General features: G+C 66.9%; 12 protein-coding genes. 7 read left to right on the top strand and 5 right to left on the bottom strand.

Translation table 11 applies throughout. The annotated features are described in order from the left end of the window. Positions 1–95: 95 nt before the first annotated feature. The 3 genes from IE660_RS08950 to IE660_RS08940 all read left to right on the top strand — a co-directional run bounded on the left by IE660_RS08950 (position 96) and on the right by IE660_RS08940 (position 3,573). Positions 96–2,108 carry an aldo/keto reductase gene (locus tag IE660_RS08950; RefSeq protein ID WP_203568016.1) on the top strand — a complete coding sequence of 671 codons (2,013 nt, stop codon included), beginning with the start codon at positions 96–98 and terminating at the stop codon, positions 2,106–2,108. A gap of 267 nt (positions 2,109–2,375) precedes the next feature. Continuing rightward, positions 2,376–2,765 (top strand): cytochrome P450 family protein, encoded by a 390-nt coding sequence (locus IE660_RS08945; RefSeq protein WP_203568015.1) that lies wholly within the window; start codon positions 2,376–2,378, stop codon positions 2,763–2,765. 76 nt (positions 2,766–2,841) lie between these two features. After that, positions 2,842–3,573 carry a PIG-L deacetylase family protein gene (locus tag IE660_RS08940; protein WP_203568014.1) on the top strand — a complete coding sequence of 244 codons (732 nt, stop codon included), beginning with the start codon at positions 2,842–2,844 and terminating at the stop codon, positions 3,571–3,573. A gap of 6 nt (positions 3,574–3,579) precedes the next feature. Here IE660_RS08940 and IE660_RS08935 read toward each other — a convergent pair whose 3' ends face one another. Beyond that, the gene (locus tag IE660_RS08935) at positions 3,580–5,061 is read right to left on the bottom strand and encodes an alpha-N-arabinofuranosidase (RefSeq protein ID WP_203568013.1); all 1,482 of its coding nucleotides are present in this window, start codon (positions 5,059–5,061) and stop codon (positions 3,580–3,582) included. Positions 5,062–5,179: 118 nt separating this feature from the next. Here IE660_RS08935 and IE660_RS08930 point away from each other — a divergent pair, with 118 nt between their 5' ends. Further along, entirely contained in the window at positions 5,180–7,102 is a 1,923-nt protein-coding gene (locus IE660_RS08930) for a glycoside hydrolase family 127 protein (protein WP_203568012.1), read from the top strand. A gap of 130 nt (positions 7,103–7,232) precedes the next feature. After that, entirely contained in the window at positions 7,233–7,778 is a 546-nt protein-coding gene (locus tag IE660_RS08925; RefSeq protein ID WP_203568011.1) for a hypothetical protein, read from the top strand. A 100-nt stretch (positions 7,779–7,878) separates the two neighbouring features. On the opposite strand, the gene IE660_RS08920 is transcribed toward IE660_RS08925, so the two are convergent. Next, positions 7,879–8,757: a glycosyltransferase family protein gene (locus IE660_RS08920; RefSeq protein ID WP_203568010.1), complete on the bottom strand. Its 879-nt coding sequence runs from the start codon at positions 8,755–8,757 to the stop codon at positions 7,879–7,881. Positions 8,758–8,977: 220 nt separating this feature from the next. On the opposite strand from IE660_RS08920, the gene IE660_RS08915 reads away from it, so the two are divergent. Continuing rightward, positions 8,978–9,691, top strand: a complete 714-nt coding sequence (locus IE660_RS08915) for a glycosyltransferase family 2 protein (protein WP_203568009.1) — start codon at positions 8,978–8,980, stop codon at positions 9,689–9,691. 1 nt (position 9,692) lies between these two features. Further along, positions 9,693–10,655, top strand: coding sequence for a glycosyltransferase family 2 protein (locus IE660_RS08910; protein WP_203568008.1), 963 nt, complete (start codon positions 9,693–9,695; stop codon positions 10,653–10,655). 25 nt (positions 10,656–10,680) lie between these two features. Here the strand turns inward: IE660_RS08910 and IE660_RS08905 are convergent, their stop codons facing one another. The 3 genes from IE660_RS08905 to IE660_RS08895 are packed head-to-tail and all read right to left on the bottom strand — an operon-like array spanning position 10,681 to position 13,915. Further along, a complete protein-coding gene (locus IE660_RS08905; RefSeq protein ID WP_203568007.1) occupies positions 10,681–11,586 on the bottom strand; it encodes a glycosyltransferase family 2 protein in 906 nt (301 codons plus the stop codon). Next, positions 11,583–12,785, bottom strand: a complete 1,203-nt coding sequence (locus tag IE660_RS08900) for a glycosyltransferase (RefSeq protein ID WP_203568006.1) — start codon at positions 12,783–12,785, stop codon at positions 11,583–11,585. The genes IE660_RS08905 and IE660_RS08900 overlap by 4 nt, the downstream gene beginning before the upstream one ends. Further along, positions 12,785–13,915 (bottom strand): glycosyltransferase, encoded by a 1,131-nt coding sequence (locus IE660_RS08895; protein ID WP_235997286.1) that lies wholly within the window; start codon positions 13,913–13,915, stop codon positions 12,785–12,787. Before IE660_RS08895 ends, IE660_RS08900 begins: the two co-directional genes overlap by 1 nt. Positions 13,916–13,938: the final 23 nt, after the last annotated feature.

Genomic DNA, 13,938 nt, shown 5'->3' with positions numbered 1-13,938 from the left:
ATTGTCTGGATAGGCTGACACAGACAGCAGTTGCGCCGGCGCCGTGGTCGCCGAGCCATTGGACCCCACCGCCGCGTCCACACCTAGGAGTAGAAGTGAGCAACACCGCTCCCATTCGTTGGGGCATCATCGGCCCCGGGGCCATCGCCAAGGACTTTCGCCGTGGCGTCCTCGACAGCGAACTGGGCACCCTCGAGGCGATCGCCAGTCGCAACCCCCGTAAGGAGGGCCTGCGCCAGGACTTCCCCGAGGCTCGCATCATCGACGGCTACGAGGCGATCCTCACCGACCCCGACGTCGATGCGATCTACATCTCCACCCCGCACACCGGGCACGCCGAGTGGGCGATCAGGGCCGCCGAGCACGGCAAGCACGTTCTGGTCGAGAAGCCGATGGCGTTGTCGGGCTTCGAGGTCGACGCGGTGATCCACGCCCACCGTCAGGCCGGCACCTTTCTCGGCGAGGCGTTCATGTACCGGTTGCACCCGCAGACCCAGAAGCTGTGGGACCTGATCGCCGCCGGCACCATCGGCGAGGTGCGCTTCATCAGCGCCGCCTTCGGCTACCAGGCCCGGGCCTTCAACCCCGACAGCCGCACCTTCGCCTCGTCCCTGGCCGGTGGCGGCATCATGGACGTCGGCTGCTACCCGGTCTCGTTCGCCCGGCTGGTGGCCGGCGCTGCGGCCGGTCAGCCGTTCCTCGACCCCGCGCAGGTCAGCGGCGGCGCCAGCCTCAACCCCGAGGGCACCGACGACACCGCCGCCGCGGTGCTCACGTTCGACAACGGCATCACCGCCCAGGTCAGCTGCGCGGTGATGGCCAACCTCGACACCACCGCCCGCATCCACGGTTCTGAGGGGACGATCGAGGTGCCCCGGTTCTGGTTCGCCGGCGGCAACGACCGCACCGGTGGTCAGGGCCACATCGAGATCGTCCGACCCGATGGGTCGCGCGAGGTCGTCCAGGCCGGGCAGACCAAGGACCTCTACGCCTACCAGGTCGATGCGGCTTGCGAGGCGATCATCGCCGGCCGCCAGGAGTTCGCCACCCCCGGCATGACCTGGGCCGACAGCCTGGGCAACGCCCGCGCGCTCGACAAGTGGCGCAAGGACTCCGGCATCGAGTTCAGCGTCGAGACCGCAGCACAGCGCACCAGCACACTGGCGGGACGCCCGCTGTCGTCCGAGGGCGGCATCATCCCCAAGCGGCAGGTGCCCGGGCTCGAGAAGCCGGCCTCGGCGCTGGCGCTGGGATTTGAGGACTTCCGCACCTTCTCGTCCGGCGCGATCCTGCTCGACGCGTTCTGGGAGAAGGGCGGCAACATTCTCGACACCGCCTACGTCTACGGCGGCGGCTACACCGAGACCCTGTTCGGCGAGTGGCACACCTCGCGCGGCGTGCGCGACCAGGCCGTGCTGATCGGCAAGGGTGCACACACCCCGCTGTGCTACCCGGAGATGATCGGACGACAGCTCGACCAGAGCCTGGAGCGGCTGCAGACCGACCACGTCGACGTCTACTTCATGCACCGTGACAACCTCGACGTGCCGGTCGGTGAGTTCGTCGACGCGATGGACGAGCAGGTGCGCCTGGGCCGGATCCGTGGCCCGTTCGGCGGCTCGAACTGGACGATGGAGCGCTTCGACGAAGCGGTCGCCTACGCCCAGGCCAACGGTAAGCAGGCCCCGCAGGCGCTGTCGAACAACTTCGCCCTGGCCGAGATGCTGACCCCGCTGTGGGCGGGCTGCGTCACCTCGTCGACCGAGGAGTGGAAGCAGTGGCTGCGTGAGCGCCAGGTGGCCAACTTCTCGTGGTCGAGCCAGGGTCGCGGCTTCTTCACCGACCGCGCCGGACGCGACAAGCTCGACAACGCCGAGCTGGTGCGCACCTGGTATGGCGAGCGCAACTTCGCCCGCCGCGACCGTGCGATCGCGTTGGCCGAGCAGTTGGGCAAGAGCCCGATCCATGTGGCGCTGGCCTACGTGCTGGCCCAAGACTTCCCGTCGATCCCGCTGATCGGTCCGCGCACGCTGGCCGAGTTGGACGACAGCCTGCAGGCCCTGGAGATCGATCTGACGCCCGACCAGGTGCGGTGGCTGGAGGCGTGACCGACCACCTCATCGAGGAGTTCGATCCGACCGGGCACGACCTGCGCGCCCTGACCGACGACCTGCGCCACCGGCATCCGGTGGCTCGCACGGCCAAGGGCGAGCGGGTGCTGTTGGGCACCTGCAGGTGGGACGAGACCGCGCACCGCCGCGGTTGCCGAGGCCTTCGACGAGATCATCCGCTCGGTGTTGACTCGACGATCACGAGGGTCTTGGAGGGCTCGCCGCGACCCAGACCAAGCGCCGGACGATGTCACCACCCAGTTGATGCGTGACGAGGTCGAGGATCGTCCTTTCACCGATGCAGAACTGGTGTCGGTGCTGCGCCACTGGACCGGCGCTGACCTCGGCTCGATCGCGCTGTGCGTGGGCGTGCTGTTCTCGTACCTGGCCGAGCGTCCTGAGTTGCAGCAGCCGCTTCGTGAGGTCGCCGACCACCTCGACCCCGAGGGCAACGCCGAGCAAAACGTGGTCTACGGGATCGGTCCGCACGTGGGCCCAGATCGACCGCAGGCCACCATGCAGTTGCGCATCGTGGTGCGCGAGGTGCTGTCGCGCTTCACCATCGAGGCCGTGGACGATCCCCAGCGGGTCCGGGAGGTCGCCCCGGTGGGGGGCTTCCACCAGGTGCCGGTGCGGCTCGTCCCGCTGGACTGACCCGCCGAATGGCGTCGTCGGCCATGCTGGGAACCATCACCGCCGATCCCTCGGCGGAACCGAGACAGGAGAACCGATGACCCTGCCCGCCTTCACCGAACCCCTCGAGCGCGTGCTGTGCGTGGTCGCCCACCCCGACGACATGGAGTACGGCACCTCGGCCGCGGTCGCCAAGTGGACGAGCAGCGATACCCAAGTGGCCTACCTGCTGCTGACCGCCGGTGAGGCCGGCATGCAGCGTCCGCCCGAAGAGGTGGGGCCGCTGCGCGCTGCCGAGCAGCGGGCGGCCTGCGAGCAGGTGGGGGTGAGTGAGTTGACCATCCTCAACCACCCCGATGGGGTGCTGCAGTACTCACTTGACCTGCGCCGTGACATCGCCCGGGCGATCCGGGAGTTCCGCCCGACTGCGGTGGTGACCCCCAACTTCGAGGTCGAGGCCTACGGCGGCTACAACCAGGCCGACCACCGGGTCGCCGGGTTGGCCTGCCTCGATGCGATCCGCGACGCCGACAACACCTGGGTGTTCCCCGAACTGGCCAAGGACGGCCTGCCCAAGTGGGCGACAACTTGGCTGCTGATCGCCGGCCACAACGAACCCACCCACGGGGTCGAGGTGGACGAGGAGCACGTCGCGGCGTCGGTGCGCTCGCTGGAGTGCCACGAGGCCTACCTGGCCGACATCCCCGCCCACCCGGTGCCGGCGCAGTTCATCCCCGAGATGCTCGCCGGCGGCGGCCAGGCGATGGGCGTCGAGCACGCCGCCACCTTCAAGGTCGTCCGGATGGGTGGCCTCGGCGCCGAAGACTGACCCTTCTCAGCCCCTCACCTGCACCCGCACGGTGGCGACGCTGTGCGGGGGCAGCGTGATTGACACCCGACGACCCTCGACGCTGAACCCGTCGCGTCCGCTCTCCAGGTCGACCGGCGCCACCTCGTCGGAGTGGTCGAAGGTGTTGTGCGACTGCATGGTGGCGCCGGTGAGCACCTGCGCGCGCAGCAACTCCCCCGCCTCGACCGGTAGTTCGATCACCAGCGGCGCGGCCTCGTCCAGCCCTGCGTTGACGAAGCTGATCGTGTGGGCGCCGTCCTTGACCGAGGCGGTCACGTCAACATCGTCCGGGAACTGCCCGCCGACCGGCACGAACTCGGCGTCCTGGTGGTCGCTGAACAGCGAGAAGGTGTGGAAGGTCGGGGTCTTGACCATCCGCGGGCCGTCGGTGAGCAGCATGGCCTGCAGCACGTTGACCATCTGGGCGATGTTGGCCATCCGCACCCGGGCCGCGTGCTTGTGGAAGATGACGAAGTGAATCGCAGCGACCACCGCGTCGCGCACGGTGTTCTGCTGGAACAGGAAGCCGGGGTTCGTGCCGGGCTCGACCTGGTACCAGGTGCCCCACTCGTCGACCACCAGGTTGACCCGCTTGCCGGGGTCGTGGCGATCCATGATCTGGCCGTGGCGGGTGATCAACTCGTCCATCCGCCAGGCCTGCACCATGGTGGCGCGCCAGCCGTCGGCGTCGAAGTCGAGCGCTGAGGCCTTCTTCTCCCAGATGCCCTCGTTGGGAATCGTGTAGTGGTGCAGGCTCAGCCCATCCATCTGGCGGGCGGCGTTGGCCATCAGCACCTCGGTCCAGCGGTAGTCGTCGACGTTGGCGCCGCACGCGATCTTGCTGATCGGGGTGTCGGAGTACTGCCGCACGAACGTCTGGTACTGCCGGTACAGGTCGGCGTAGTGCTCGGGACGCATGGTGCCGCCGCAGCCCCACGACTCGTTGCCGACCCCGAAGAACTCCAGCTTCCAGGGCTGCTCACGGCCGTGGGCGCGGCGCAGTTCGGCCATCGGTGAGGTCGACTCGAGCGTCATGTACTCGATCCAGTCCGACATCTCCTGCACGCTGCCGCTGCCGACGTTGCCGTTGACGTAGGCCTCGGCGTCCAACTGGTGCAGCAGGTCGAAGTACTCGTGGGTGCCGAAGTCATTGGGTTCGCTGACCATGCCCCAGTGGGTGTTGACCATCGGCTGGCGCTCGGGCCCGACCCCCTTGAGCCAGTGGTACTCGTCGGCGAAGCAGCCGCCGGGCCAGCGCACCAACGGCACCTTGATCTCGCGCAGGGCTGCCACCACGTCGCTGCGAATGCCGTTCTTGTTGGCGATGGACGAGTCGGGCCCGACCCAGATGCCTCCGTCGATGCAGTGGCCGAGGTGTTCGGCGAACTGTCCCTGCAGCCGTCGGTCGAGGTGGTGGGTGGGGGCGTCAGCCAGCACGAGCGTGGTGGGTGTGGACGAGGTGGGCATCGTGGGTCTCCTGCCAAGGGGGGTCGAGATCGATTCAGACGTGCCTGGGTCGAACGCTAGTAGGCTCGTCTGACAACGCAAGTACTTCCTCGGCCAACGCCTGCACCTGGAGTCACCGATGACACCGCTGCCCACTGTTCCCCTGTCTGCCGTCCCGCTCTCGGCGGTCACGATCACCGACGAGTTCTGGGCCCCGCGCCGTGAGGTCGTCCGCACTCGGACGATCCCGCAGCAGTACCGGCAACTGGCCGAGGCCGGCCACCTCGACGCCCTGCGGCTGGACTGGAAGCCTGGCGACGACAAGGAGCCCCACATCTTCTGGGAGTCCGACGTCGCCAAGTGGATCGAGGCCGCCAGCAACACCCTGGTCCACCACCCCGACCCGCACCTGGATGCTGCACTCGACCAGGTGATCGGGCTGGTGGCAGGCGCCCAGGGTGACGACGGCTACCTGAACGTCCACTTCACGGTGGTCAAGCCGGGGCTGCGGTTCACCGACCTGCGCGATGCCCACGAGTTGTACTGCCTGGGCCACCTGGTCGAGGCTGCGGTCGCCCACCACCGGGCCACCGGCAAGACCTCACTGCTCGACATCGTGCTGGGCTACCTCGAGTTGGTGCGCCGTGAGTTCGGCGAGGGCGGTGTGGCTGCCCACGGCTACGACGGCCATGAGGAGATCGAACTCGCACTGGTCAAGCTGTTCGACCTGACCGGCGACCGGACGCACCTCGACTTGGCGGCACAGTTCGTCAATGACCGCGGCACGAAGCCGTTCTTCTTCGAGGACGAGGCGCGTCGGCGCGGCGACGACGGCTTCTTCGCGCGCTACTTCCCACGTCGTCCCGAAGAGGCCGAGCGCCACCGCCAGTACTCCCAGAGCCACTTGCCCGTGCGTGAACAGGACGAGGCGGTCGGCCACTCGGTGCGGGCGATGTACCTGTACTCGGCGATGGCCGACCTGGCCGCCCGGCTCGGCGACGACGGCCTGCGTGCGGCGTGCGAGCGGCTGTGGACCTCGGTGGTCGACCGCAAGATGTACGTCACCGGTGGCATCGGCGCCGACGCCTCGATCGAGGGGTTCCGCGGCGACCACGAACTGCCCAACGACGCCAGCTACAACGAGACCTGCGCCAGCATCGGACTGGTGATGTGGGCCTGGCGCATGGGTCTACTCACCGGCGAGGGACGGTACGGCGACGTCGCCGAACTGGCGCTGCACAACACGGTGCTGGCCGGGGCGTCGAGCGACGGCACCCACTACTTCTACGGCAACCCGATGCAGTCCGACGGTGAGCACGCCCGCCAGGAGTGGTTCGGCGTGGCCTGCTGCCCACCGAACTATGCGCGGCTGCTGACCTCGCTCGAGAGCTACGCGTTCGCCACCGGTGGCGACGAGGTGGTGGTCACCCTGTTCATCGGTGGCGAGGTTCGCGTCGATCTGGACGAGGGTCCGGTGCGGTTGTCGGTCGAGACCCGCTACCCGTGGGAAGGGCAGGTGCGCGTCCGGGTCGAGGACGCGGCCCGGTTCACGTTGGCGGTGCGGGTGCCGGCCTGGGCGAACGGGGCGACGGCCACGGTCAACGGCGAGCGGATCGATGTTGACGCGCTGGTCGACCGGGGCTACCTGCGGGTGCACCGCGACTGGGCCGCCGGGGACGAACTGGTGCTCGAGCTGCCCCTGGTGGCGGAGCGTCTGTGGGCTGACCCGGCGGTGAGCGCCGACACCGGTCTGGTGGCCGTGAGGCGTGGCCCGCTGGTGCTGTGCGCCGAGATGCGAGGGGACGAGCCGGCTGCCGGGTCGCTGGTGCTGGGGCGCGACGCGCTGTTCACCGACGGGTGGGACGACGAGCTGGACGTGGCGGTGGTCGAGGCCACGGCGATGGCCGATCACTGGCCTGAGGATGCCGACGGGTTGTACCGGGTGACGGGTCCCGACCAGGTGGCGATTCAGGTGCGGCTGGTCCCCTACTTCGCGTGGGGGAACCGGGGTCCGTCGTCGATGCGGGTGTGGTTGAGGGAGGGGCCGTCAAGCCGGGCTTGAGGGCCGGGTTATACCATCAGCAGGACGGGGGACATTCGAACTTGACCTCGTGTCGGTGGCGGCTTAACCTGAGATCCGTCAGAATTGACGACTCTTGTCTTCACGCTCTTCATCACCCTGGGGGAAAAACATGAGCAACCTGATCAGCCGCCGAACGGTCGCCAAGGGCGCCGCTTGGTCGGTCCCTGCGGTCGTGGTTGCGAGCGCAACCCCCGCCTTCGCCGTCAGCGGCCCGAAGCCCACCGTCACCTACGACGGCGCGTGCAAGTTCCCCGGCAGCAACTGCAAGGGGCGTGTGTTCCAGGGCTACGGATTGGTCTTCGACGTCAAGAACAATGACCCCGACAACGCGATCTACTTCTGCTCGCCTGTCTTGAGCAACATCGAACCGGCTGACACGTTTGGAGGTGGGACTCCCCAGTGGACGCCTCCCGCCGGCGGATCTGGTTGTGTCAAGGTCGATGCAGGACAGTCTGGCAAGCTCTACTTCTTCATCACCAACACTGGCAACAGCCAGCAGACGAACTTCACGGGGACCCTCACCGTCCAGTGGGGTCACAAGTGCCCGTGCAGCTCCGACACGCATCACCACGACGCAGTCGTTGTCGACGTCGCCGTGACCGGGACGCCTCCGCACGGGGCCTGCCAGTGCGACAGCGACTTCATCCCGGCCTGACACCCCAACAGCTCTAGCAGGGAGGCCCAGCGTTCGCGGTGGGCCTCCCTGTTTGCCATGTCCCAGGATCACCCATGTGGTTCCCGCTACGGCGCTCCGCTCAGCCCAAAGCACTGAGCACGCCTGGCCTCCCGTCCCGGGCGGTTCTTCCCTGCCACTCGCGAAGCAGGGGGTCCAGGGCCGTCATCATTCTTGGCGACATCAGTGCCTTCGGCCCTCGTCGCGCAAGCGCCGGGAACACTCGCTGTCGCCAACCGACGCTCTCCGCGAGATCGAGATACTGCTGAGCGACTACTCCTGGTGCATGGTGGGCAACGACGTAGCCTCGAAGTGAGCGCGAAGGATCGTACCCTGCAGCCAACCCCGCCGCGAGTCGCCCAGCAGTTGGTAGCGCCCCTGACTTCGCCCCGTTGAAGTTCCACCGCGCCAGTTCGTCCACGTTGCCCCACGTGATCATGCCGTCGGCGCCCCGGGGGCCCATGCAGTAGACGTTGCGTCCACAGGCCATCGCTTCGAGAGCCGTGCGCCCGACCCCGACCACGAGATCAGCTGCGTCCATGGCACTCTTCGGGTCGCTGGTCGGGCCAAGCTTCGTGTTGAGGCCCACGAGGTCCAATTCGACGCCGAGGCGAGAACAGGCCTCCTGGAGGATCTCCGTCGCGGGTGACTCGTGATTCGACACCATTGCAACCCTGGTCAAGGTCGAGTTGACAGCACCAGTGGGAACGAAGTGGTCCACGTCGATCGGATTGCCGATCACAGTGGATCGCACGGGGACGAAGCTCGCCACGTACTCTGACACGCTCACATAGGCATCGGCGCCCAGCACAGGCCACTCCAGCGCGGGGACCACCCCGTGAATCACCATGATCCGCGAGCGAACCGCAGCGCGTCGAAGACTCCTCATTGTCTCGTTGTGATTGACGATCGCCAGGTCGTAGCGCCCATCGAAACATCCCATGGAGGCATGCCGGGCCACAGACTGTTCCCCTCGACCGCATGGACGTGCACCTCATGCCTCCGAGCGACCAGCTCGTCATACAAGGTGCGGGTCCACATCTGAGCACCCGCCAGTTGATGAAGGCTCATGGTCCCGAGCAGGATGCGCATGCTCAAAGTCTAGGGTGTGGCCCTCCTTCGAGTGCTCGGTGCAGCGCTACCGTAGCGTTGGTGACAAGCCGGGACAGTGAGGAGATCGCATGACCTTCAGCGTCATCATCCCCACGCTCCAGCGATCCGACTTCCTCGTGCCCCTGCTTGAGATGGTCACCAGGGAGAGTTTGGTACGCGAGGTGATCGTCATCAACAACGCCCCGACTCCAGTGTCCTTCAGACACCACAAGCTGATCGTCCTCGATCAGCCCGGCAACATCTACGTCAATCCGGCATGGAATCTGGGGGTGCAGAGCGCCACGAGCGACCTGCTGTGCATCGCCAACGATGACCTGCTGTTCCCACCGACCCTGTTCAGGTTCGCCCGCCGGGCACTCCGCCTACCCATCGGCATACTCACTCCCGCAGCCTCGTGCTACCGAGGGTTGACTGACGCAGTGCCCGATGACCAACCACCGGATCCCGGTCGTCTACGCATCCTTCCGGTTTACCGCCGCACCTATGGCTTCGGCAGCCTCATGTTCATGCGACGCTCGTCCTACAGGCGAATACCCGAAGAGATGAAGATCTGGTACGGAGATGACTACTTGTTCGAGCACCAGAAGCGCCGCAACGCGATCTTCTCAGGGTTTGACATCGAGACGCCGATGAGCGCCACGGTCGGCGACCCCCAGTTCAATCCGCTGCTCGCCAGCGACCGGGCCGCCTTCATGTCTGCCGATCGTGGTGGATACGACCAAAGGTTCGCCAAGGAGGCAAGCGTCATGCGCCGACTGGCCACGATCGCGGGACGACGCTGACATGGCTCCCGATACCGGCGACGGGCGGCTGAGCGGCACTACAGCCATCGTCATCTCCTACAACCACGAGGCGTACGTCACCCAATGCCTGGCCTCCGTGGTCGACCAGACCACGCAGGTCGATCGCGTGATCTTCGTGGACGACGCGTCACGGGACGGCTCAGCGGCTGCGGCCTCCCAGTATTTGGCACAGTCAGGCATCGACCACCTGGTGCTGGCGCACGAGCAGAACCGGGGCCTGTGCAGCGGACTGAACGAGGCACTGTCACATGTCGACACCGAGTTCTACTTCTACATCTCGGCCGACGACACGATGGAACCGCACCGTCTGGGCCAGCAACTGAGGCACCTGGCTCGCCTGCCCAGCTCCTGTGCAGCCTGCTACAGCGACGCCTACCGGATCGACGCCACCGGCGACCGCCTGCCTGAGGTCTTCAGCGAGCACTACCGCTGGCCGGATGCCGAGAGGCGGCAGGGGAACATCTTCGGCCAACTGCTGCTCAACAACTGGATCCCTGCGCCCAGCGTTCTGCTCCGGACCGCTGCGGTTCGTGAGGTGGGCGGGTACGACGAGGACCTCTTCTACGAGGACTACGACCTGTGGCTGCGGCTCGCCGAACGCCACACGTTCGCCGTGGTCAATGAGCCGCTGGTTTCGCACCGAGTCCTCGACACCTCCTTGGGCAGCGTGGAGTTCGGGGCGGCCAATCCCCGCTTCCTCCGGGCGCTGGTGAGGACCTTCGGAAAGCATGTCGACCACCCGGAGCATTCGACTCTGGCCAGTGACCAGCTCTGGAAGCATGCCCGCGAGCTCTGGTCAGCAGGAGGGTCACGACGAGAAGTTTCTTCGGCCATGTGGAGCGCACGACGGACGTCGTTGGGTCGTGTCCGCTACTGGGGCTTCCTCATTGCCGCGGCAATGGGTCTGCCGGGCACCCTGTACCGTGCCCGGCGGCGGCGCTAGGGTCGGCCGCGGCGCCCCAGCCAGCTCAGAACAACTCCGCCGCCGGCGCTCGCCGCAGGACTCGGTAGGCGAGCTGTCCCTCGAAGTTGCCCAGGAGCGCTCCGGCATCGCGGGCGAAGACCATCCTCTGTTCGAGTGAGCGGCGAGTCTGAAGCCAGCGGACCGGCAACGCCACGACCCGGGTCACTGTCCACTTCAAGGACATGCCCGTCACGGCACGCCCGCGCTCGAGGCTACGCACGTAGGTGAGCACGCGGCCCTTGGACCAGCCACGGCGCTGGCGCAGCAATCCCTTGACCCCGTCGCGCAGACGGTAGGCAATGACAGCTTCCGGCACGACCACCAGCTCCAGCCCGTGCTCCTGGGCCCGCCAGGAGAACTCGGTGTCCTCGTCCCCCATCAACCCGTAGGCCATGTCGTAGCCACCGACCTCGACGAACTGCCGTCGCCCGATGGCCATGTTCCCGGCCCAAGCAGTCCGCAGGTAGCCCTGGACGACGAAGGGTTCGGAGTGAACCTGGTCGGTGCCCTCGAAGAACACCCTCCGGGCTGTCGCCGAGTTCAGCGACTCGAGCTCCAAGCGGCCAGCAGCCAGCGCCCGGTCGCTCTGTTCCACAGCGCGAGTCATGGCCTCTACCCACCCGGGCTGGACGATGTCGTCCGCGTCGCAGAACAACAGGATGTCTGCCGAAGCCTGGCGAGCACCGACGTTGCGGGCATAGGCCGGACCTTGGCGCTCGGTGGCGGGAACGACCCGGATCGCCAGTCTTCCCTCGAAGTCAGCACAGGTCTGCACCAGGTCGTCCGTCGAGCCGTTGTCGACCACCAGTACCTCGATTGCCGGATCGACCTGAGCCTCAAGGGCCTCGAGTTGCTGTCGCAGCAGCGGCGCACAGTTGTACGCCGGAATCACGACTGAGGCCCGGGTCATCGCGGGGACTCCAGCAGGTCGTCGAGCAGCCGGTTCAACCGCGTCGTGAAGGCTTCGGGCGCGAAGTCGCGCGCACGGGCGCGACCGAGCGCCACGGCCTGGGCCACCTCATCTCGCGGCGGCCCTTCAGACGAGTAGCCCTCGACCCAGGTGCGAGTGAGGGCAAGCAGCTCGTCGATGGTCGTCCACTGGAACTGGGCACCCATCGGGTCCACCACCTCCTTGGGGCCTGCGACTCCGTACACCAACGGAATGCAGCCGGCCGACATGGCTTCCACGGTGCTGATTCCGAAGTGCTCCTGCGCCCGGGGATCAGTGGCTTCACTCGTGCCGAAACCCTGGGCATGCCAGTACACCGCGCTCGTGCCGTAGAGCTGCTCCAGCTCGTCTCGACTGACGTTGGGGCGCAGAGCGACGGGGAGACCCTCGGCCAGGGCCTCGAGATCCGAGAAGTACTCCGCGTCGGCCTGGTGGCAGGACAATCCCCCGGCCAGGATCAGAGACCAACCCCTGACATGGAGATCGGTCATTGTGGCGAAAGCTCTGATCAAGTGATCCTGGCCCTTGTACGGAGTGCCCGAGGCGCCGGCTTGGAATCTGCCGACGGTGAGAACCGTCCGTGTCTTGGTGCTGAGTGCGACGGGGCTGCATGCCGGATGCAGCACCAGCGCGTCACGCTCCCAAGTTGTGCGCACGTGGTCGCGCGTGAAGGCAGAGTTCGCCCACACCTGGTCGTAACTCGCCACCGCACTGGCCCTGGTGGGATGCGTTGCCAAGCGCCTGACCATGCCTGACGCACCCATGTAGGGCCGTCGCCAACCCTGCGCCTGCGTGGTGAGCGGGTGCGGGAAGTGGCAGTAGAAGACATTCCAACGTCCAGAGGCGGGCACGTCGCTGCCGTACTCGGCGTTGATGAACACGTCGAGGTCAAGCCGACGGGCTCTCCGGTGGTGCGCGATGGCCTCTCGCGTCCGATCGACCTCTCGCAATGGTGACGGCGGTGCCGCTGGTAGCTCGACGATCGTCACCGCCGACAGGGGCCGCCCGAAGTCCTTCTCGATCTGCGGCACGTCGGTGCCCTCAGCCACCAAGAGGTGGGCGTCCATGCCCCGTCCGGCCATACCAAGGGCCAGGTCGATCGCCAGGCGCTCGGCGCCGCCTCGTCCGTTGAGCCATGGAAAGTACACACCGGCGCGCATCATGACTGCCCTGACTCGTTTGACTCTCTGCGCCGCTCGCCCAGCTCGTCGAAGAGTGCGAGCCATCGTGGCGTGATGGCCGTGTGCCGGTAGGAGTCGGCATGCCGACGAGCGGCCTGGCCCATCCGCACGCGGTGGTCACGATCGCCCATGGCGTCGCGCAGTGCCTGGGTGAACGCAGGTACGTCACCAGCTGGCACCAGCACACCGGCGTCCGACGGCACCAGATCACGGACGCCCGCCGAGCAGTCGAAGACGATGCTCGCAACACCGGCACTGGACGCCTCGAGCAGTGACATCGGGAAGCCCTCGTAGAGCGAGCTCATGGCATGCAGAGCGGCACCAGCCAACACCGCGGCAGAGTCGGCCGTGGGAGGCAACAGCTCGATCCTGTCCTCTGCCCCAAGGTCAGCGATGGTGGACCGCAGGAAATCAGCTTCAGGCCCATCGCCGTAGAGGTGAAGTCGCCATCCCCGCAGCTCCGGGTCGCGGGTGGCGTCGGCGAAGGCAGCAATCAGCACGTCGAGTTGCTTTTCTGCAGAGAATCGCGAGAGCGCCACCACTGTTCGGCTCTCAAGGTTCGATCGTGGCATCTCGCTGAACAGCGCATTGGGGATGGCGCGCACCGGCACGTCCATCACTTCGCGGAACCGGGTCGCGTCCTCGTCCGTGAGACAGACGAAGCAGTCATCGGCGGCGAAGGCAGGTCGGATCAGACCTGCCAGCCACGGTTCGTGGTGCAGGCTGGCGAATGATGAGTGGTGCTGCCCAATCAGCAGGGGCCCATTGTGCTTGGCCGTGTAGCCGGTCTCGGCCAGCGCCTGCCGGGCAATGACGTGGCTGCACACCACCACGTCATCGGCACCCATGCCCTCAACCAGGCGACGAAGTCGGCGCTGCCGAACGCGGCGCAGCACGCGCTTCATGGGCCACAGCGGCGCCCGCAGCAGCCCACGAACCCCCGCGCCGCGCAACAACGGGCGGTCGTCGAGGAACTTCCAAGGAAAGAGCACCCACGTGGGAAAGACGGGCTCGGCAGTGCCGGGCCTCAAAGAGACATGACGCACGGACAACCCACGGCCTTGCAGGCCGCGCGAAAGGTTGCCCACCGCCGTCGACCCCCCGCTCATCTCAGGGGTGCGTGGGCAGATGA

Origin of the sequence: Aestuariimicrobium ganziense (genome assembly GCF_015352975.1) — a bacterium.
GTDB lineage: Bacteria > Actinomycetota > Actinomycetes > Propionibacteriales > Propionibacteriaceae > Aestuariimicrobium > Aestuariimicrobium ganziense.
This window is presented reverse-complemented; position numbering and strand designations above follow the sequence as displayed.

Coding starts and splice junctions, on each gene's coding strand:
- IE660_RS08945 (WP_203568015.1), top strand. CDS start 2,376: ATGCGTGACGAGGTCGAGGATCGTCCTTTCACCGATGCAGAACTGGTG.
- IE660_RS08940 (WP_203568014.1), top strand. CDS start 2,842: ATGACCCTGCCCGCCTTCACCGAACCCCTCGAGCGCGTGCTGTGCGTG.
- IE660_RS08935 (WP_203568013.1), bottom strand. CDS start 5,061: ATGCCCACCTCGTCCACACCCACCACGCTCGTGCTGGCTGACGCCCCC.
- IE660_RS08930 (WP_203568012.1), top strand. CDS start 5,180: ATGACACCGCTGCCCACTGTTCCCCTGTCTGCCGTCCCGCTCTCGGCG.
- IE660_RS08925 (WP_203568011.1), top strand. CDS start 7,233: ATGAGCAACCTGATCAGCCGCCGAACGGTCGCCAAGGGCGCCGCTTGG.
- IE660_RS08915 (WP_203568009.1), top strand. CDS start 8,978: ATGACCTTCAGCGTCATCATCCCCACGCTCCAGCGATCCGACTTCCTC.
- IE660_RS08910 (WP_203568008.1), top strand. CDS start 9,693: ATGGCTCCCGATACCGGCGACGGGCGGCTGAGCGGCACTACAGCCATC.
- IE660_RS08905 (WP_203568007.1), bottom strand. CDS start 11,586: ATGACCCGGGCCTCAGTCGTGATTCCGGCGTACAACTGTGCGCCGCTG.
- IE660_RS08900 (WP_203568006.1), bottom strand. CDS start 12,785: ATGCGCGCCGGTGTGTACTTTCCATGGCTCAACGGACGAGGCGGCGCC.
- IE660_RS08895 (WP_235997286.1), bottom strand. CDS start 13,915: ATGAGCGGGGGGTCGACGGCGGTGGGCAACCTTTCGCGCGGCCTGCAA.